Below are 19,723 nucleotides of genomic sequence, written 5' to 3'. Positions count from 1 at the left end.
TTACTTCGTTGAGCGCTCTTTCTGCGTTGAAAGCCAATTGCCGGCAGCACCTATACTGACGCCAAGCGTACTGTGACAGGCGCCTCAGGAGACAAGGAACGGCAACGATGCAGCGGGAAGAGTTCTTGCAACAGCTTTGGCTGGACTATATCCACCAGAATACGGAGGTAGGGGCCCTGCGCCTGTGGCCCACCAGCACCTCAGCCGAATACCTGGCGATACTGACGCTGAATCAAGCGCCCTTTGCTTCTGCCGATCTCTTGCCCACCCTTGGACATCTCGGCTTTCGTCCCATCCAACGCTATGCCATGGCGGACCGTGGCCTGTTGGTCACCCTGCTGGCCCCGCCCGATGACGGTCCATGGCTGATACTGGCTGAGCTGCAGATGGGAACACTATCGCGTGAACCCAGGGCCCGACTCGCCGATCTCGTCGCCAATACGCATCCTCAGGATACCCGCGGGCAGAACCTTTTGACGCGCGGTCGTCCCTGGGCGATGCCCGACTGGTCCAGTTATCGCATGCTTTGTGATGCCCATCCGCTGGCCGGCTGGCTATCTGTCATGGGTCCATGCATGCACCATGCTGGATACGACTGCGAGCATATCGGGCGAGAAATCGACAGCCTCGACGAAGCCCTCAAGGAGGCCGGGCTGAACGGTAGCGAGGATCGACAACATGGTCTCTTCCCTATCTCGCCACTGCTCAATTATCGCTTCTATCCCACCTGTTCACGACGAATCGCTTTCGCCGACGGCGATGAACACCGTATTCCCCAGGGGGGCCTGGCCCTGATGCAAAAGCGTCTGAGCGGCGACCATGAACGAGCCGTCGAGCTTTTGCTACCGCACCATACCCGCTGCGAAATTTCTTGAAGCTCACGCTTATCCACAAAAACTGTGGATAACACTGTGAAAGACAAGGTTGCAAGACCTTGCTACCCAGAAACCAGAAGGGCTCATACGAACTGGTCACAAAACCATCATCTCTTGTAACCTTGCCGGATGGCTCCCAGAAAAAAGCCCGGGCATCACGGCCCAGGCTTCATCAAGGTAGCGCTTGACAGGAATCAGTCGTCAAACGTCATCTCAGGTACGTGTTCAGGCACCACCAGCTTGCCCGCTGTCTTCTCGACGATCTCTTCCACGCTGACGCCCGGCGCCCGTTCCTTGAGGATAAAGGCCCCGTTCTCGATCTCCATATAGGCCAAGTCGGTCAATACCCGGTTGATGCAGCCTGCACCGGTCAATGGCAGGGTGCACTTCTCCAGCAGCTTGGACTCACCGTGCTTGGACGCATGTGTCATGGTACAGATGATATTCTCTGCACCAGCAACCAGATCCATGGCGCCACCCATGCCCTTGATCAGCTTGCCAGGAACCATCCAGGAGGCGATATTGCCCTCCTGATCGACCTCGAATGCACCGAGAACGGTCAGGTCCACATGGCCGCCGCGGATCATTGCAAAGGACTCCGCGGAAGAGAAGATCGCGGCGCCAGGGCGTGCCGTCACGGTCTGCTTGCCGGCATTGATCATGTCCGGGTCGACTTCCTGCTCGGTTGGGAAGCGGCCCATGCCCAGCAGCCCATTCTCGGACTGGAGCATGACGTCGATACCATCGGGAATGTAATTGGCCACCAGCGTGGGAATGCCAATGCCCAGGTTGACATAAAAGCCGTCCTGGAGTTCGCGTGCCACGCGCTGTGCCATCTGTTCGCGAGTCAGTGCCATCTTCTTGCCTCTTGTCGTTGTGAGCCACTTCGGTCAGGCCGGAAGGCTCGAATCGAATCCATGGAAAGTCGCGGTTCAGTCGCGAACGGTGCGCTTCTCGATGCGCTTCTCGAATGAGCCCTGGATGATCCGGTCGACGTAAATCCCGGGCGTGTGGATCTGACTGGGCTCCAGCTCCCCCGGCTCGACGATCTCTTCCACTTCAACCACGGTGATCTTGCCGGCAGTGGCGGCCATGGGATTGAAGTTCTGAGCCGTATGACGGTAGACCACATTGCCGTAGCGGTCGGCCTTCCAGCCCTTGACGATGGCGAAGTCGCCGACAATTCCCTCTTCAAGAATATAGTGGCGGCCGTTGAACTCGCGCACCTCCTTGCCCTCGCCGATTGGCGTCCCATAGCCCGTGGCGGTGTAGAAGGCGGGAATGCCAGCGCCACCGGCGCGCATGCGCTCGGCCAGGGTGCCCTGGGGCGTCAGCACGACCTCAATTTCGTTCTTGAGCATCTGCTGCTCGAACATGGCATTCTCGCCCACGTATGACGCATAGATCTTGCTGATCTGACGATCTTCCAGCAGTAGCCCGAGGCCAAACCCGTCGACCCCGCAGTTATTGGAGACCACGGTGAGGTCCTTGACGCCACGGCGTTTGATCTCGGCGATCAGGTTCTCCGGAATGCCGCACAGACCGAATCCGCCAGCGATCACGGTCATACCGCTTTCGATGCCTTGCATTGCCTCTTCGTAGGAATATACGCGCTTGTCGAATCCGGCCATCGCGAAGCCTCGTCTTGTTGTGGGATGAAAGAGTGACAGTACCTGATCAGTGTTGACCCGACGAATATATTTGTTAAGTTTGTTTTTTTTATCAATTAATCGGTATGGCAAATAAATCATGCCCATGACTATCAAGCAGCTTCGCGCCTTCCAAGCCGTTGCCCAGACGCTAAGCTTCACCCAGGCCTGCGAGCGCCTTCATCTATCCCAGCCGGCTTTGAGCCTGGCCATCAAGGGACTGGAGGAGACGCTGGGCGGCGCGCTGCTGATTCGCAACACCCGAAGCGTACGCCTGACACCCGAGGGCGAGACACTCCTGCCCATGGCCAAGCGGCTGCTAACCGACTGGGACAACGCCGAGGAACTGCTCCGTCAGCGTTTCACGCTGCAGCTGGGCCGCGTGGCGGTTGCCGCCATGCCCTCTATCGCCTGCAACCGACTGCCTCATGCCCTGCGCGTCTTCCGCGAGCAGTTCCCGCGGGTCAACGTGACCGTACATGATGTCATCAACGAGCAAGTCATCGAGATGGTTCGCCGGCAGCAGGTCGAGCTCGGCGTCGCTTTCGAACCGGAAACCAGCGAGGGGGTCGACTTCCTGCCTCTCTTCGACGATACCTTTGTCGCCGTTGTGCCGCCCGATTCACCGCTGGTGGATGCCGGGGCTATCGACTGGAAGGCCCTGCTCGCCTACGACTTCATTACCCTGCAGCGCCCCTCCATGGTAAGGATCCTGATGGAGCAGGCCCTGCTACTGCGCGGGACCGAACTACCCGTTGCCTTCGAAAGCCACCAGTTGGCAACGGTGGGACGGATGGTCGCCAGCGGGCTCGGGGTCAGTGCCGTACCTACCCTCTGCCGGGAGCAGATGCACGAGCTGGGTGCCCGCTGCATTCCGCTGCACGACCCGCAGATACGGCGAACCGTCGGCGTGGTCATCGGGGCCGGCCAGGAACTCTCCACCGCTGCCCGCGCACTTTATGATGTTCTTGGATCAACGCTTCAGCGAACCGGTCCGTAACAGCAGGTAGCGCTGGGCAGCCCACCCTCGATCTATTAGCATGAGCGGCTGTCATGAATTCGATGCAAGGAGTGAGGCATGTCGACCCTGAAGGGGATCGTCAGCGTGCTACTGCTTATTCTCAGCACCCTGTTCTGGGGGGTTCCCCTGGTTCTGCTGACTGCCCTAAAGCTGATTACCCCCGGGCGCCCTCTCCGGCGGCTCATCCTCCGTGGGCTCAATGGCGTGGCACTCAACTGGATCGGCTTCAACCTGTGGTGGATGCGCCATTGGCTGAAGCCCCAGGTGAGCATGAATCTGCCAGAGGGGCTGGCCAGGGACCAGTGGTGGCTGGTGCTGTCGAACCATCGTAGCTGGACCGACATCTTCATGCTACTGATGGGGCTGCATCGGCGCATTCCCATGCCCCGCTTCTTTCTCAAGCAGCAGTTGATCTGGGTACCTATCGTGGGTCTCGCCTGGTGGGCGTTGGAATACCCGTTCATGCGCCGCTATAGCAAGCAACAACTGGAACGCAAGCCGCAGCTCGCCCGCATCGATCGAGAGGCGACGGAGCGCATGTGCGAGCGGGCTCGCGAAATGCCGATTGCCATCTTCAATTTCGTTGAAGGTACGCGATTTACGCCAGCCAAACGCGACCTGCAGAATAGTCCCTTTCGACACCTGCTCAGGCCCAAGGCCGGGGGCATCGCCCAGGTGCTCAACCTGCTCGGCGACCGACTCAGCGGCATACTTGACTTCACTCTGCGCTACCAGAACCCCAACCCGACCTTCTGGGGGTTCCTGTGCGGCCGAGAAGGGCCGATCCAGGTCGAGGCACGCCGCCTTGACGTACCCGCCTGGATGCTGGAAGGCAGCTATTACGACGACCCGCACTATAAGGAGCGCTTCCACTCATGGCTCAATGCCCTCTGGCAGGAAAAGGACGAAGCGCTCGACTCGCGCTGACACTCGCCATTCTGCTGTGGCTGGCCGGCTGTGCCAGCAGCGGTAGCAGCGGCGACGTGCAGCGCAGTGGCGATCCTGGCATCGCCGGGAGCTGGGTCACTGTGCAACGTGGCGATACCCTGGGAAGCATCGCGGCCCGGGCGGATGTGCCGTTGGCCCGATTGCAGCGTTTCAACCCGGATGCCAACCCCAATCGGCTGGCGGTAGGACAGCGGCTGCTGGTACCGACGCAACAGGAGCGCGCACCTTCCGGTGGCCCCTACCGCTACCAGGTACGTCCCGGCGACACCTATTCCGGCATCGCCCGACGCTTCTCCACCACGTCTGCCCGGATTCAATCGGCCAACCCCGGCATCGAGCCCACGCGGCTGAGGGTGGGACAGGTGATTCAGGTGCCCTTGCAGGGAGGACCTGCCCGCTCGGCACCAGCCGCTGCGAGCCGTCCGCAGAGTGGGGCCGGCTCCAGTGCCAGCAGCAATGCGACCCGCTCCACGCCACCTGCGACCGACACCAGTTCGCTACCCAGCTCCGCTCGCAACTGGCCATGGCCACTGGAGGACTACCGGGTCGTTCGTCCCTTTGGCAGCGACAGCCGCGGCACACTGCAACCGATGCTACTCGCCACCGGCAGTGGCGCCAAGGCAAAGGCAGTGGCCGATGGCGATGTCCGTTTCGCTGGCAGCATGCGCCAACTAGGCCGGGTCGTCATCGTGCACCATGCCGACAACCTGCAAAGCGTCTACGCCCTTTGCGATTCTATCCTGGTAGACGATGGCGCCCGGATCAGCCGTGGTACGCCACTGTGCGAGGTCGGTTACAGCAACAGCACCGAGCGATACGACCTGCTATTCGACCTGCGCCTGGGAGGCAAGCCGATCGATCCGCGCCGAGTGTTGCGCTGAGTTCATGATGAAACTCGACGCTGATCGTGGTGACACCCTGTTGCGCTCGCCGCTATTGCAGCGCTTCCCTTGCCTGCTCGGCGAGCCGACAGCGAGCGAGACCTTGTCCCGGCTGGACAGCGAATTGGCATGGGAACAGCCTCGCCTGCGACTCTACGGTCGCGAACACCCGATCCCCCGGAGACAAGTGTGGATGGGCGATGGCGAAGCGTATTACCGCTATTCGGGGCAGGGTTTCCAACCCGTGCCATGGCATACCGATGTTGCCGGCATCCGTGACGCCGTCGTCGAACGATTGGCCACTGCCGGTGTGGCCGCCAGGTTCAACAGCGTCCTGCTCAACCGTTACGCCGATGGCGAGGAGCGCATGGGCTGGCACAGCGACGACGAGCCCGAGCTTGGCCCTGACCCGCTGATAGCCGCCGTCAGCCTGGGCGCCGAGCGCCCGTTGCGCATGCGCTGGCGCCAGGGCTCAGGCGTAGCGTTCAACGTCTGGCTGCCCCATGACAGCCTCCTTCTAATGGGACCTGGAGTTCAGCGTCAACTACAGCATGCACTGTTACCCCGCAGGATTCCCGGACTCAGGATAAGCCTTACCTTTCGCTGGATCTGGCCAAACTCCCGCCGTGACTAACGGTCCCAGTCACCGCCTCAGGACAGGATGAATGAGCATCATCCTGGCAAGGAGTTAACGGTATAAAATCAACCGCGGAAATACCCCGGCTCCACGAACGGCATCTTGCTCACCGTCATCGGCAGGCGCTTGCCACGCACCTCGGCGTAGACGGTTGTGCCGATCTCTGCGTTCTCGATGGTGACGTAACCCATGGCCACGGGCTGGCCAACGCTGGGGCCGAATCCGCCGGAGGTAACCACGCCAATCGAAATATCATCACTGCTGAACAGCTCGGCACCCTCACGTACAGGAGCACGTCCATCGCCAAGCAAGCCCACCCGCTTGCGCTGGTGATCCTTCTTTTCGACCTGGTGCAGGATCAGGTCGGCGCCAGGAAAACCACCCTGGCGCTCGCCACCACGCCGACGCGGCTTGCCGATCGCCCAGATGAGCCCCGCTTCCACCGGCGTGGTCTCGGTATCGATGTCATGCCCATAGAGGCAGAGCCCGGCTTCCAGGCGCAGGGAGTCCCGGGCGCCAAGGCCGATTGCCTCCACCTCGTCTTCGGCTAGCAGGCGACGGGCCAGCGCCTCGGCCTGGTCTGCCGCCACCGAAATCTCGAAGCCGTCCTCTCCGGTATAGCCGCTACGACTGACCCAGACAGGAATATCATCGATCTGGAAACGTCCATGCTGCATGAAGACCATCTCGCAGGCCGGGGGGCACAGTCGCTGCATGACACTCGCGGCCTGGGGGCCTTGAAGCGCCAGCAGACCACGGTCGAGGACCTCGACCCGATGCTCGGCATCCAGCCCGATCTCGAGCAGGGCAATATCCTGATCCTTGCAGGCCGCATTGACCACGAGATAAAGATGGTCTCCGACATTGGCTACCATCAGGTCGTCGAGGATGCCGCCCTCCTGCCCGGTGAAGAGTGCGTAGCGCTGCATCCCCTCGGGCAACCCGACGATATCCGCACAGACGAGGGTCTCCAGCGCCTCCGCTGGCCGGGGGCCGTGCAGCAGCACCTGCCCCATGTGAGAAACGTCAAACAGACCACAGGCCGCCCGGGTATGCTCATGCTCCTTCTTGACACCGAGTGGGTACTGCACCGGCATGTCATAGCCGGCAAAGGGAACCATCTTCCCCCCCAGCTCAAGATGAAGGCCATGAAGCGGCGTGTGCTTGAGATCGCTCATGCGGAAGTCCTCGGGTAGTGATAGGTGGTGGACGAAATATCCGAACGCGGGTTTCAGCGGTAGCAAAGGCGCCCAGTGGACGCCTATCGAATTGCCGGTTCCCGAAATCAACGCTGGCCGTGATCGAGATCCTCGCCCGGCAGGACCTCCTTGCCATCGAAATAGTCCCGGGTCACCTTGAATACCACCGGCGAGAGCAGTGCCAGGGCAATCAGGTTGGGAATCGCCATCATGGCGTTGAAGGTATCAGCCATCAGCCAGATGAAGCCCAACTGCGCCATTGCCCCCAGGGGAATGGCAAGCACGAACAGTGTGCGATAGAGCATGATCGACCGGGTCCCGAACAGGAACTGGAAGCACTTTTCACCATAGAAGGACCATCCCAAGATGGTGGTGAAGGCAAATACTGCCAGCGCCACCGAGACGACCTGGTTGCCAAAGCCCGGCAGGGCCGCATCGAAGGAAAGCGCCGTCAGTGAAGCGCCCTGCTCACCATCGATCCACACTGTGGACGTCAGGATCACCAGCGCCGTGATGGTACAGACGATGATAGTATCGATGAAGGTACCCAACATGGCGATCAAGCCCTGGCGGACAGGGTTCTTGGTCTTGGCGGCGGCATGGGCGATAGGCGCACTACCCAGGCCAGCCTCGTTGGAGAAGATGCCTCGCGCCACACCAAAGCGGATGGCTGCCATCACGGCTGCCCCGGCAAAGCCGCCCGCCGCTGCATGGGGGTTGAAGGCATAGTAGAAGATCAGTCCGAAGGCTTCACCGATCTGACCGGCATTGACGATCAGGACGAGCAACCCCGCCAGGATATAGAGGATGCCCATGATCGGCACCAGCTTGCCCGCCACCTTGGCGATACGCTTGATGCCGCCCAGGATGACCGCCCCGGCCAGAACCATGATCACCACACCTGTCAGCCAGTGCGGGATATTGAAGGTGGAATCCAGGGCATCCGCGACGGAGTTGGACTGCACGGTGTTACCGATCCCGAAGGCAGCGACGGCGCCGAAGAAGGCAAAGGCGCCGCCCAGCCAAAGCCACTTCTTGCCGAGGCCATTCTTGATGTAGAACATCGGCCCACCGACGTGATAGCCGGTACTGTCAGTCTCACGAAAGCGCACCGCCAGCACCGCTTCCGCAAACTTGGTTGCCATGCCCACCAGTGCCGTGATCCACATCCAGAAGATCGCCCCAGGCCCACCCAGGGCGATTGCGGTTGCCACACCGGCGATATTCCCCGTGCCGATCGTAGCCGAAAGCGCCGTCATCAAAGCATTGAAGGGAGATATCTCACCCTCCTCTTCCACTCGCTTCTTGTCGCCCGGTGCCGGCTTGGCCTCACGCCCCTGCCACATCAGCTTGAAACCGATGCCCAGCTTGCGGATAGGCATGAATTTCAGGCCAAGCTGTAGGTACAAGCCGACGCCCAGCAGGAGAATCAGCATCAGCGGGCCCCACACCACGCTGTTGATGGCCGTAAATAGTGCTGTCAACGTTTCCACGCACGCTTCCCTCTGTTGTATGGATGTGTTGTTGGGGCTGCCAATGCACGACCCGAATGCACCGGCACCAACGTTAATCTTGCCACTACCAACTTACTCGAACGATCAGCGACACAAACCGGCGTACCATAGCGGAATCCACCGTCAAAATGCCACCCCATCGAAGAGTCCACTTTCCAAGTCAGAGCTTGCGCTGGCGTGAAAGCGTAACGCGTGTTTCGTATCGGAAACAAGCATCTACTCTCTCCCACCTCGGCACTCCAGTCACGCGCAGCCGTGGCATCGTCTCGCGCAGGCCTGGCTAAAGGCTAGTGAGCGCAGAAGGAACTGTCTAACAGGAGAATCGACTGGTATCAGCAGCGGTAGTAACCTGACATAGCGGAGATGCGTGCCGCCGCCGGCTCGTACTGCTCTCCCACCAACCTGCTGGAACACGCATCAACACCGTTGAACCAGCCAGGCACAGGGACTCGCCAAACGCCGTCAATGGCGTTAGCATTCAACTGTTCAGAAACCTTTTTCGTATAGGAAAACCATCATGAGCACGATTCCCGCCAATCTGCGCTACAACGACAGCCATGAATGGGTGCTGGACAATGGCGACGGCACTGTCACCATCGGCATCACCGACCATGCCCAGGAAGCCCTGGGAGACGTGGTATTCGTAGAGCTCCCCGACGTAGGACGCAATCTGGCTAAGGGCGACGAGTTTGGAGTGATCGAGTCGGTAAAGGCCGCCTCAGACCTCTATGCACCGGTGACTGGCGAGATCATCGAAGTCAACGAGGCGCTGGAAGACTCGCCGGAGACGATCAACGAGACGCCCTACGAGGGTGGCTGGATCATGAAAGTGCGTATGGAAGATACCGCCAGCCTCGACGACCTGCTCGACGCCGACGCCTACCAGGCGATTACCGCCGAAGATTGATCCCCGCTGCTATCACCCGGCCCACGGTGGCCGGGCTCATTACTTTCTATCGACAGGGTGCTCCATGGCTTTTGACAATCGCCGCCTGGCCGAACTGGCCGATCACGACGCCTTCATCCGACGCCACAACGGACCCGGTACCGATGACATCGCCGCCATGCTGGCGTCACTGGAAATGGAAAGCCTGGACGCCCTGATCGAGCGCACGGTGCCGGCGGATATTCGACTGGGGAGAGAGCTGGATCTGGATCCGCCCCGCAGCGAGGCCGAGGCGCTGGACTACCTGAAGCGCCTGGCCCGCCAGAACAAGGTCTTCAAGACATACATCGGCCAAGGCTACTACAACACCCATGTCCCTGCTGTAATACAGCGCAATGTTCTCGAGAACCCTGGCTGGTACACGGCCTACACCCCTTACCAGCCGGAGATCGCCCAGGGCCGTCTCGAAGGGTTGCTCAATTTTCAGCAGATGGTGATGGACCTCACCGGCATGGAGCTGGCCAACGCCTCACTGCTGGATGAAGCCACTGCGGCGGCCGAAGCCATGGCGCTGTGCCAGCGCGCCAACAAGAAGTCGAAGAGCAACGCCTTCTTCGTCGCCGACGACGTGCTGCCGCAGACCCTGGACGTGGTGCGCACCCGCGCCCATTACTTCGGCTTCCAGCTGATCGTCGACGCCGTAGACAGTCTTGCCGAACACGACGTCTTCGGCGCCCTGCTCCAGTACCCGGGGCAAAGTGGCGAGGTCCGCGATCTGGCGCCACTGCTCGCCACGGCGCGAGAGAAGGGCGTGATGACCTGCGTGGCCGCCGACATCATGAGCCTGGTGCTGCTCAAGGAGCCGGGCGCCCTGGGCGCCGATATCGTGGTGGGCAGCAGCCAGCGCTTCGGCGTACCCATGGGCTTCGGCGGCCCCCATGCCGCCTTCTTTGCCACCACGGACAAGCTCAAGCGCTCGATCCCGGGGCGCATCATCGGCGTCTCCAGGGACTCCCGTGGCAACACCGCCCTGCGCATGGCGATGCAGACCCGCGAGCAGCACATCCGTCGCGAGAAGGCCACCTCCAACATCTGTACCGCCCAGGCCCTGCTGGCCAACATGGCAGGCTTCTACGCCGTCTACCATGGCGCCGAGGGGCTCACCACCATCGCCACGCGCATTCATCGCCTGACCACTATTCTCGCCGAGGGCGTGGCCAGCAAGGGCGTAAAGCTTGCCCACGACAGCTGGTTCGACACCCTGCGCCTGACCGGCGTCGATGCCGGCAAGATTCACGGCCGGGCCATGACCCACGAGATCAACCTGCGCTATTTCGACAATGGCGACATCGGCGTCAGTCTCGACGAGACCACGACCGCCCACGATCTCGACACCCTCTTCGATGTCATCCTCGGCGAGGAACACGGCATGTCGGTCTCCGCACTGGATGAGACCGTGGTCAATTCAGGCAAGACAGGTATTCCTGCCGCCTGCCGCCGCGAGTCGGGCTTTCTCGATCACCCGACCTTCCAGCGCTACCGCAGCGAGACCGAGATGCTTCGCTACCTCAAGCGACTGGAGAATAAGGACCTGTCGCTCACCCATGCGATGATCCCGCTGGGCTCCTGCACCATGAAGCTGAATGCGACCAGCGAGATGATCCCCGTCACCTGGCCGGAATTCGGACAGATCCACCCGTTCGCCCCGCGCAACCAGGTGGCCGGCTACCAGCAGATGATCGATGAGCTGGCCGCCTTCCTGGTCGAAATCACCGGCTATGAGCATATTTCAATGCAGCCCAATTCCGGTGCCCAGGGCGAATATGCCGGACTGGTTGCAATCCGCCGCTACCAGCAGGCCGAGGGACAAGGGCATCGCGACATCTGCCTGATACCCAGCTCGGCCCACGGCACCAACCCCGCCTCTGCCGCCATGGCCCACATGAAAGTGGTGGTAGTCGAGTGCGACAGCAACGGCAACATCGACCTCGACGACCTGCGCGCCAAGGCCGCCCAGCATAGCGATGCTCTCTCGGCGATCATGCTGACCTATCCCTCAACGCATGGCGTATTCGAGGAAGGGGTGCGGGAAGCCTGTTCAATCGTCCATCAGCACGGTGGTCAGGTATATATCGACGGCGCCAACATGAACGCCCAAGTTGGCCTGTCCCGCCCCGGCGACTTCGGTGGCGACGTCTCGCACCTGAACCTGCACAAGACCTTCTGCATCCCCCACGGTGGCGGCGGGCCTGGCATGGGCCCCATTGGGGTCAAGGCGCACCTGGCGCCCTACGTCTCCAACCACGTGGTCACGCCGATCGCAGGCGTCAATGCCGACTGCGGCGCCGTCTCGGCGGCGGCATTCGGCAGCGCATCGATCCTGCCGATCTCATGGGCCTATATCAAAATGATGGGCGCCCGCGGCCTGCGCGAAGCCACCGAGCTGGCCATCCTCAACGCCAACTATGTCGCCAGGCGCCTCGAGGCGCACTATCCGGTGCTGTACCGTGGCGTCAACGGCACCGTGGCACACGAATGCATCATCGACATCCGCACGCTCAAGGCGACCTCCGGCATCAGCGAGGAGGATATCGCCAAGCGGCTCATGGACTACGGATTTCACGCCCCGACCATGTCCTTCCCGGTGCCCGGCACCCTGATGGTCGAACCCACCGAGTCGGAGTCTCGCTACGAGATCGATCGCTTCTGCGATGCCATGATCAGCATTCGCAAGGAGATCGCGGCGGTGGAAGCTGGCGAGTGGCCGGCGAATGACAACCCGCTCGTCAACGCGCCACATACCATGGCCGACCTGATGGACGACGCCTGGGATCGCCCCTATGCCCGAGAGCTCGGCGCCTTTCCCTCCGACGCAGTCAAGGCCGCCAAGGTATGGCCGGCGGTCAACCGCGTCGATAACGTCTTCGGCGATCGGCAGCTGATCTGCTCCTGCCCCAGCATCGACGAGTATCGTGACTGACTGGAGAATTCCTGCCCTTACGCAATCGACCCGCCAGCGGCGGGTCGATTGCGTTCCAGTCACGGTGCTTCCGATGCGTCAAATGGCCGGCGCCCCATCGCTGTATCCAAAGCGCTCCCGCAACCGCTGTTCGCGAAACCCCTCCAGCAGACGCTCATAACGACGGGGGACCCGGCTACTGGTGCGGGTGACCAGGTGCAGGGATTCATGCTCCACCACCGGAAGATCGAGCTCCTTGACCTGCCGCTGCCAGGGAGAGGTCTCGAGTACCAGGCGCGAGACCACCGTAAAGCCGAGCCCACGAGCCACTGCATCCAGCACCATGGCTACCTCATTGGTAAAGCCCTGACGGCGAAACTGGCTCATTGAACGGAACTCATCGGGAAAGTTGCTGCGCAGCAGCGCGCCGGCATGGTTGACGCCGTCGGAGTAGTTGATGAAGCCGATGCCCATCAGTTCGCTAAGCGTTGTCCCGGCAAAATCGGCGGGGACAACCAGGCAAAGCGGCTCCTGGTGCCATTGCGAACAATCCAGCTCAGGATGTCGAACCGGTTCAGTAATGATGCCCAGGTCGTGCCGGCCGGCCAGCACATCGGCAACGATCTCATGACTGAAGGCGAAGCTGTAGCTGACCGTCAGGCCCGGGTACATCTGCTGCTGCCCAAGAATATAGGGGTACAGCATCAGCCCGACACTACCCGGCGAGCCTATCCGGCATTCCCCGGTATCCAGGGCCTCATCGTCCAGCGAGTGTCGGAACTGCTCATGCTCGGTGAACAGGCGAAGGCCGTAATCATAGGCGCGCCGACCGGCCTCGGTCAGCGCGAAGCGGCGGCCGTGACGCTCCAGCAACGACTTGTCGAGATAGTGTTCAAGCTTTCGCACGTGCTGGCTGACGCCAGGCTGGGTCATCTCAAGCCGTTCGGCCGTGCGAGTGAAGCTGCCGGTCTCTACCAGTGTGATGAAGGTACGGAAATATTGAGCGTTGAACATGGGCTTCGCTTGCGATGCGGCCAGGGCCTGATAGCCGCCATTCTACCAGTACCGCTCAAGCCGCGCAGCGCTGCGCCCTGGGCAAGCTCATGGTAGGATTCGAAGATTAACCAGACCCTATCCGGCGGCCTTGCTCCCCCGAGATCGTCCGCCAACCTGACCTGACAAGGACCGTTCCATGCCCGACACCATCTCCAGCACCGTTTCCCCTCTGGGCAGCCTGGAAGTACTTTCCCAACATGAAGTCAACCGGCTACGCGACACGTCCAAGGCAGGCCTCCATGATCTGCTGCGCCGCTGCGCCCTGGCGGTGCTCAGTTCCGGCAACATGACGGACGACAGCCTGGTGCTGATGGAAACCTACCACGACTTCGATATCGAGGTGATACAGCAAGACCGCGGCATTCGCCTCAAGGTGACCAACGCTCCGGCTGAAGCCTTCGTCGATGGCAAGATGATTCGCGGCATTCGTGGGCACCTCTCCTCAGTTTTGCGCGATATCGTCTATGTCTATAACGAAATCCAGCACCATTCCCGCTTCGACCTGACCACGGCCGAAGGGACAACCAACGCCGTGTTCCACATTCTGCGCAAGGCCGGCACCCTGAAACCGGGGCGGGACCCGAGTATCGTTGTATGCTGGGGCGGCCATTCCATCGCCCGCGAAGAGTATGAATACACCAAGGACGTGGGCTACCACCTGGGGCTGCGTGAGCTGGACATCTGCACTGGCTGCGGGCCCGGCGCCATGAAGGGGCCGATGAAAGGCGCCAACCTGGCCCATGCCAAGCAGCGTATCCAGGACGGCCGTTATCTCGGTATTTCCGAGCCGGGCATCATTGCCGCCGAGGCCCCCAACCCGCTGGTCAATGAACTGGTGGTGATGCCAGACATCGAGAAGCGCCTTGAAGCCTTCATTCGCCTCGGCCACGGTATCATCGTGTTCCCCGGCGGGGTCGGCACCGCCGAGGAAATCCTATATTTGCTAGGCATTCTGCTTCATCCAGACAATGCCAACATGCGCATGCCGGTCATCTTCACCGGTCCCGCCAGCGCCTCAGACTATTTCAAGCGTATCGACGAATTTCTGGTCTATACCCTGGGCGAGCAAGTGCGTTCCAAGTACCGCATCATCGTCGACGACCCCACCGAAGTGGCCCGTATCATGCGCGAAGGTATCGACGACGTCACAAACTTTCGCCGTGAACATCAGGACGCCTATCACTATAACTGGCGCCTGACCATTGCCCGCGACTTTCAGGAAACCTTCGAGCCGACCCACGAAGCCATGGGCAGCTTAGCGTTGCACAGGAACCAACCAGTCCACGAACTTGCCGCCAACCTGCGCCGAGCGTTTTCCGGTATCGTCGCTGGAAACGTCAAGGAGAACGGAATTCGCGCCATCGAGGCGAAAGGCCCCTTCTCTCTGCACGCAGAACCGGAACTGATGCGGCGGCTCGACGAGCTGCTGGGGTCCTTTGTTGCACAGGGGCGGATGAAGCCACCGGGTCGCGATTACGAGCCCTGCTACCGGCTGGTATAGGGACTGGCGCCACCAGGCGCCCCGGCGGTCGTTGCCGAGGCAGGAAAAAACAGCTGTTGGAGCGTTGGTTCCCATCGCGACTGGCGCCGAAAGGCCCCTCGGAGGAAGCTGCCAACGCTGGCGGCAATCACCAGCATTGGCAACACCGCCGGGAGGCCTGCGGCCTCCAGTCGTGATCTGAAGATACTCCAACAACGGCGTGGCACCGCCGGTGGATAGAATCGCTGCTGGAGCGCTCGGTTCGGCGCTCCGACTCCGCGTCGCGACTGGCGCCTTGGCGGTCATCACCACGGCAGGAAAAAACAGCTGTTGGAGCGCTGGTTCCCATCGCGACTGGCGCCGCCAGGCGCCCCGGCGGAGGCTGCCAGCGTTGGCGGCAATCACCAGCATTGGCAACACCGCCGGGAGGCCTTCGGCCTCCAGTCGTGATCTGAAGATACTCCAACAACGGCGTGGCACCGTCGGTGGCAAGAATCGCTGTTGGAGCGCTCGGTTCGGCGCTCCGACTCCGCGTCGCGCCAGTCGCCTCGGCGGATTCATTATTGTCAACGACGCCTACCGAGACTCCGCCGGGCGCCACAGCAGCCACAGAACGTGCATCAGCAACCCAGCCGTGGCGGCGTGGGCGATGAACAGCTGCCAGCTGATCCAGTCGGTCATCAGGGCGTGCCAGGCGCCCATCAGCCCCAGGCCGGCAAGCAGCGAGGCACCAAAGCGCTTGAGCAGCATCGGCAGGCGACGTCGCTCGCTCGCTTCCAGCATGCGCCAGTGCACCACCGTCACGGCCGCAACAACGACCAGGGCGAGCGTGATCATGGTCAGGCGATTGTCGTGCCCACCCGCCAGGTAGCGCGGTATGGTGGAGAGCATCAGCACCAGCAGGCCCAGCATGACGCTCAGCCGCTCGGCTGTCGGCGAGGCGTTCATCAGGCCACCTTCAGCCGCTGGGCATCGATCCACTCTTCCACCCAGGGGATCGCCGCATCATCGGCCATGAACGTTTCCATGGCATCGATTTCCAGGCGCTCTCCCAAACGGTTGGCTCCCAGCCCCTGGAGCATCTCATCCAGCTGCCGGCCGGCACCGCAGAAGGTATCACCGTAGGAACTGTCACCCAGCGCAATCACGCCGTAACGTAAGTCAGTAAGCCCTGGGCTCTGCTCATCGAGACCACGGGCGAAAGGGACGAAGTTGCCGGGAAAGTCACCGCTACCGGTGGTGGAGACGCAGAAAAGCGCAAGATCGGTGGGGGAATCGGTCAAGTCCGAGACGGTCGGCTGTTCGAGGATGTCCACCTCATAGCCGGCCGACTCGAATAGCGGCTTGACCTGTTCGGCGACATCGAGCGCGCCACCATACATGGTTCCTACAAGGATCTTCAGCATTGGCATGTCGAGGGTATACCTGAGTATTTTGGTCGGATATTAGCATAGCTCGAACGGCTCAGAAACCGTCACGCTAGCGACATGGGGCCGCATGCAGCCGGGGGAATGTCCGAGTATAATAGTCGGATTTTATGCCAAGGAGGCGACATGCTGCAGACCTTCGAAGCCTGGATCACGCCGATCATGATCGGTGGCCTGGTCCTGTTCATGAGCTTCATCATCTGGGATCTGGCCAAGCAATCCCAGGCCGGGCGATTCGGCACCATCATGCTGTTCGTGGTGTTAGGCGCCGGCATTCTCGGCTATCTACTGAAAGTGGTTATCACCTGGCTCATAGAACGCGGTAGCGTCTAACGATCCAGAACGACCCGATGCAACCCACAGGGGCGGCATCGGGTCATGACACTTCAACTGGGCAGGGGCCCTTCGAAGCGCTCAACCTGGCTCTTCAGCTTCTGGCCGGGCCGAAACGTCACCACGCGGCGAGCAGAAATAGGAATTTCCTCGCCCGTCTTGGGGTTTCGCCCCGGGCGTTCGCGTTTGTCGCGCAGGTCGAAATTGCCGAAACCCGACAACTTGACCTGCTCGTTCTCCCGCAAACAGGCTCGTATTTCCTCGAAGAAGGCCTCCACCATCGACTTGGCTTCCCGCTTGGTCAACCCCAACTCGGCATGAAGGTGTTCGGCCAGTTCCGCCTTGGTCAACGCTCCCATGTCTACTCCTTCAGAGTGGCGGTCCAGCCCGTCACCGGTCATTCATCATTACTTGTGTCGCAAGCCACGTGAACACACGACTCCGGTCATTGCCGGAATAGTCAACCGCGTAGCTCGGCCCCCAGGTGTTGATGCGATTCGGCGACAATGGCATCGACCAACTGATTGATTTCCTCGTCATTCAGCGTGCGCGAAGGATGCTGCCAGGTCAAGCCCAAGGCGATGCTCTTGTACCCTTCTGTTACCCCCTTGCCCTGGTAGACATCGAAAAGGCGCAGTTCCTCGAGCCACTGACCGGCCTTTTCCCGCACGCAGTCGAGCAGCGCCTGAACCGGTTGCTCCTCCTTGATCAGGAAAGCCAGGTCACGACGCACTTCCGGATGGCGCGACAGGGGCACGAATGCCGGCAGTACACCACGTACCAGAGCATCCTGCCGCACCTCGAAGAGTAGTGCATCGGTCTTGAGGCCCAGCGCAGCCTTGACCCCCGGATGCAACGCACCAATCCAACCGACTGCCTCGCCGCGATAGAGAATGCGCGCGCTCTGGCCAGGGTGCAGCGAAGGGTGCTCGCCCGGTTCGAAGCGCCAGGCATCGGCCTCCCCGCCCATGGCAATCAGGCTTTCCAGGTCGCCCTTCAGGTCGAAGAAGTCGACCTTTTCACGACCGCCGGCCCAGCCCTCGGGCTCGCGGGAACCACAGACCAGCGCTCCAAGCATTGGCGTTTGCTGAAGGTCGTCTAGATCCCCACGAAAGACCAGTCCTGCCTCGAACAACCGCACACGGCTCTGTTGGCGGTTGAGGTTATGCTCCAGGGCTCGCACCAGCCCGGGGAACAGGCTCGCCCGCATCACCGAGAGGTCGCTGGAGATGGGGTTCGCCAACCTGGGAGATACGACGTCGGGCAGCATTGCCTGCTGCAGCTCAGGTGCCACGAAGCTGTAGGTCACCGCCTCCTGATACCCTCGGGCCACCATCTGCCGACGCAGGCGAGCCAGCGGGGTGCGCGCCTCATGGTCCGGGCGCAGCGCCAATCGTGCGGAAGGACGGCGCACCGGGAGTCGGTTGTAGCCATGAATCCGCGCGATCTCCTCGATCAGGTCCTCTTCGATGGAAATGTCGAAACGCCAGCTCGGCACTCGCGCCTGCCAGCCAGACTCGGTGATATCGACCGTCATCCCCAGCCGCACGAGGATGTCGGTCACCTCCTCCTCCGGCAACGCCTTGACCAGCGCCTGCTCGAGGCGTGAAGAGCGCAGCGTCACTTCACGCTCGCCGGGCAGTTGCGCCTGGCTTGTCGCGTCGACCAGCGGCCCCGGCTCGCCGCCGGTGATCTGCAGCAGCAGGGCCGTGGCGCGCTCGATGGCGTCCACCGTCAATTGCGGATCGACGCCCCGCTCGAAGCGGTGCGACGCATCGGTGTGCAGGCCATAGGCGCGCGCCTGTCCGGCCACGGCCAGGGGCGAGAAGTAGGCCGCCTCCAGGAAAATATCCTGCGTTGCGGTACTGACGCCCGAGTCCTCACCGCCCATCACCCCGGCTATGGCCAGGGGCCCACGCTCATCGGCAATCACCAGGGTCGACGCGCTCAGGGTAATCTCCTGCCCATCGAGCAGCACCAGCCGCTCACCCTCACGGGCCAGGCGCACGACCACACCGTCATGCAGGTTGGCACGGTCGAAGGCATGCAGAGGCTGGCCCAGCTCGAGCATCACGTAGTTGGTAATGTCGACCACCGGATCGATGGAGCGCACGCCACTGCGGCGCAGTCGCTCGACCATCCACAGCGGCGTGGCGGTCGTGACGTCGACACCCTTGATCAAGCGCCCGATGTAGCGTGGGCAGCGCTCGGCATCTTCGACACGAACCGGGAACGTATCGTCATGGGTCGCCGGAACGGGCATGACGCTTGGTGAAACCACCGGCAGCCGGTTGAGTACGCCCACTTCCCGCGCCAGTCCCTTCAGGCTCAGGCAGTCCCCGCGATTTGGCGTCAGGTCCACTTCGATGGTGTTGTCGTCAAGGCCCATCCAGGCACGGAAATCCTCCCCCGCCGGCGCCTCCAGCGGCAACTCGAGAATTCCCGGCGAAGTCTCCTCCTCCAGGCCCAGCTCCGAGGCGGAGCAGATCATGCCGCGGGACTCCACGCCCCGAAGCTTGGCCTGACGGATCGTAAAGTCACCGGGCAGCACGGCGCCGACGCGGGCAAAGGGCACCTTCTGCCCGACCGCCACGTTGGCTGCGCCACACACCACCTGGACCGGCTCACCGCTACCATCCAGCACCTGACAGACATTGAGCTTGTCGGCATCCGGATGCGGCACCTTTGCCACCACCTCGGCGATGACCACGCCGCTGAAGAGCGCCGCTACCGGCTCGATGGCATCCACTTCAAGGCCGGCCATGGTGATCTGGTCGGCCAGCGCCTGAACGCCCAGCTGCGGCGAGACCCACTCGCGCAGCCACTGTTCGGAAAATTTCATGACTTATCCTGTGTTC

General features: G+C 61.7%; 18 protein-coding genes. 9 read left to right on the top strand and 9 right to left on the bottom strand.

Going from position 1 to position 19,723, the window contains the following annotated elements; genetic code table 11:
- The first annotated feature begins 125 nt into the window (after window positions 1–125).
- Window positions 126–875 carry a VOC family protein gene (locus tag LOKO_RS02195; RefSeq protein WP_335339200.1) on the top strand — a complete coding sequence of 250 codons (750 nt, stop codon included), beginning with the start codon at window positions 126–128 and terminating at the stop codon, window positions 873–875.
- A gap of 194 nt (window positions 876–1,069) precedes the next feature.
- Here LOKO_RS02195 and LOKO_RS02190 read toward each other — a convergent pair whose 3' ends face one another.
- Together LOKO_RS02190 and LOKO_RS02185 are read right to left on the bottom strand one after the other, a co-directional pair.
- Entirely contained in the window at window positions 1,070–1,732 is a 663-nt protein-coding gene (locus LOKO_RS02190; RefSeq protein WP_066444491.1) for a CoA transferase subunit B, read from the bottom strand.
- Between the two features lie 75 nt (window positions 1,733–1,807).
- Window positions 1,808–2,506, bottom strand: coding sequence for a CoA transferase subunit A (locus LOKO_RS02185; protein ID WP_066444489.1), 699 nt, complete (start codon window positions 2,504–2,506; stop codon window positions 1,808–1,810).
- A gap of 124 nt (window positions 2,507–2,630) precedes the next feature.
- Between LOKO_RS02185 and LOKO_RS02180 the strand changes: the two genes are divergently transcribed.
- The 4 genes from LOKO_RS02180 to LOKO_RS02165 all read left to right on the top strand — a co-directional run bounded on the left by LOKO_RS02180 (window position 2,631) and on the right by LOKO_RS02165 (window position 6,008).
- A complete protein-coding gene (locus tag LOKO_RS02180) occupies window positions 2,631–3,524 on the top strand; it encodes a LysR family transcriptional regulator (RefSeq protein ID WP_066452175.1) in 894 nt (297 codons plus the stop codon).
- A gap of 78 nt (window positions 3,525–3,602) precedes the next feature.
- Entirely contained in the window at window positions 3,603–4,472 is an 870-nt protein-coding gene (locus tag LOKO_RS02175) for an acyltransferase (RefSeq protein WP_066444487.1), read from the top strand.
- The gene (locus tag LOKO_RS02170) at window positions 4,421–5,374 is read left to right on the top strand and encodes a M23 family metallopeptidase (protein ID WP_083517386.1); all 954 of its coding nucleotides are present in this window, start codon (window positions 4,421–4,423) and stop codon (window positions 5,372–5,374) included. The genes LOKO_RS02175 and LOKO_RS02170 overlap by 52 nt, the downstream gene beginning before the upstream one ends.
- A gap of 7 nt (window positions 5,375–5,381) precedes the next feature.
- Window positions 5,382–6,008 (top strand): alpha-ketoglutarate-dependent dioxygenase AlkB family protein, encoded by a 627-nt coding sequence (locus LOKO_RS02165; RefSeq protein ID WP_066444482.1) that lies wholly within the window; start codon window positions 5,382–5,384, stop codon window positions 6,006–6,008.
- Between the two features lie 68 nt (window positions 6,009–6,076).
- On the opposite strand, the gene gcvT is transcribed toward LOKO_RS02165, so the two are convergent.
- Together gcvT and LOKO_RS02155 are read right to left on the bottom strand one after the other, a co-directional pair.
- On the bottom strand, window positions 6,077–7,189 hold the full coding sequence (gcvT, locus tag LOKO_RS02160; RefSeq protein WP_066444481.1) for a glycine cleavage system aminomethyltransferase GcvT: 1,113 nt from the start codon (window positions 7,187–7,189) through the stop codon (window positions 6,077–6,079).
- A 107-nt stretch (window positions 7,190–7,296) separates the two neighbouring features.
- A complete protein-coding gene (locus LOKO_RS02155; protein WP_066444479.1) occupies window positions 7,297–8,703 on the bottom strand; it encodes an alanine/glycine:cation symporter family protein in 1,407 nt (468 codons plus the stop codon).
- 538 nt (window positions 8,704–9,241) lie between these two features.
- Between LOKO_RS02155 and gcvH the strand changes: the two genes are divergently transcribed.
- The gene (gene gcvH, locus LOKO_RS02150) at window positions 9,242–9,631 is read left to right on the top strand and encodes a glycine cleavage system protein GcvH (protein WP_066444477.1); all 390 of its coding nucleotides are present in this window, start codon (window positions 9,242–9,244) and stop codon (window positions 9,629–9,631) included.
- A gap of 64 nt (window positions 9,632–9,695) precedes the next feature.
- A complete protein-coding gene (gene gcvP, locus LOKO_RS02145; RefSeq protein WP_066444471.1) occupies window positions 9,696–12,590 on the top strand; it encodes an aminomethyl-transferring glycine dehydrogenase in 2,895 nt (964 codons plus the stop codon).
- A gap of 78 nt (window positions 12,591–12,668) precedes the next feature.
- Here the strand turns inward: gcvP and LOKO_RS02140 are convergent, their stop codons facing one another.
- A complete protein-coding gene (locus LOKO_RS02140) occupies window positions 12,669–13,583 on the bottom strand; it encodes a LysR family transcriptional regulator (RefSeq protein WP_066444468.1) in 915 nt (304 codons plus the stop codon).
- Between the two features lie 178 nt (window positions 13,584–13,761).
- On the opposite strand from LOKO_RS02140, the gene ppnN reads away from it, so the two are divergent.
- Window positions 13,762–15,126: a nucleotide 5'-monophosphate nucleosidase PpnN gene (ppnN, locus tag LOKO_RS02135; RefSeq protein WP_066444464.1), complete on the top strand. Its 1,365-nt coding sequence runs from the start codon at window positions 13,762–13,764 to the stop codon at window positions 15,124–15,126.
- A gap of 555 nt (window positions 15,127–15,681) precedes the next feature.
- On the opposite strand, the gene LOKO_RS02130 is transcribed toward ppnN, so the two are convergent.
- Together LOKO_RS02130 and LOKO_RS02125 are read right to left on the bottom strand one after the other, a co-directional pair.
- Window positions 15,682–16,053, bottom strand: a complete 372-nt coding sequence (locus tag LOKO_RS02130) for a hypothetical protein (RefSeq protein WP_066444461.1) — start codon at window positions 16,051–16,053, stop codon at window positions 15,682–15,684.
- Complete coding sequence (locus tag LOKO_RS02125) at window positions 16,053–16,517, bottom strand: flavodoxin domain-containing protein (RefSeq protein WP_066444457.1); 465 nt, start codon at window positions 16,515–16,517, stop codon at window positions 16,053–16,055. The genes LOKO_RS02130 and LOKO_RS02125 overlap by 1 nt, the downstream gene beginning before the upstream one ends.
- A gap of 141 nt (window positions 16,518–16,658) precedes the next feature.
- Here LOKO_RS02125 and LOKO_RS02120 point away from each other — a divergent pair, with 141 nt between their 5' ends.
- A complete protein-coding gene (locus tag LOKO_RS02120) occupies window positions 16,659–16,865 on the top strand; it encodes a DUF2788 domain-containing protein (protein ID WP_066444454.1) in 207 nt (68 codons plus the stop codon).
- A 53-nt stretch (window positions 16,866–16,918) separates the two neighbouring features.
- Here the strand turns inward: LOKO_RS02120 and ihfA are convergent, their stop codons facing one another.
- Both ihfA and pheT read right to left on the bottom strand, forming a co-directional pair.
- Window positions 16,919–17,224, bottom strand: a complete 306-nt coding sequence (gene ihfA, locus LOKO_RS02115; protein ID WP_043517633.1) for an integration host factor subunit alpha — start codon at window positions 17,222–17,224, stop codon at window positions 16,919–16,921.
- Window positions 17,225–17,325: 101 nt separating this feature from the next.
- Window positions 17,326–19,707: a phenylalanine--tRNA ligase subunit beta gene (gene pheT / locus LOKO_RS02110; RefSeq protein WP_066444452.1), complete on the bottom strand. Its 2,382-nt coding sequence runs from the start codon at window positions 19,705–19,707 to the stop codon at window positions 17,326–17,328.
- Window positions 19,708–19,723: the final 16 nt, after the last annotated feature.

Source organism: Halomonas chromatireducens, assembly GCF_001545155.1.
Lineage (GTDB): Bacteria > Pseudomonadota > Gammaproteobacteria > Pseudomonadales > Halomonadaceae > Halomonas > Halomonas chromatireducens.
This window is presented reverse-complemented; position numbering and strand designations above follow the sequence as displayed.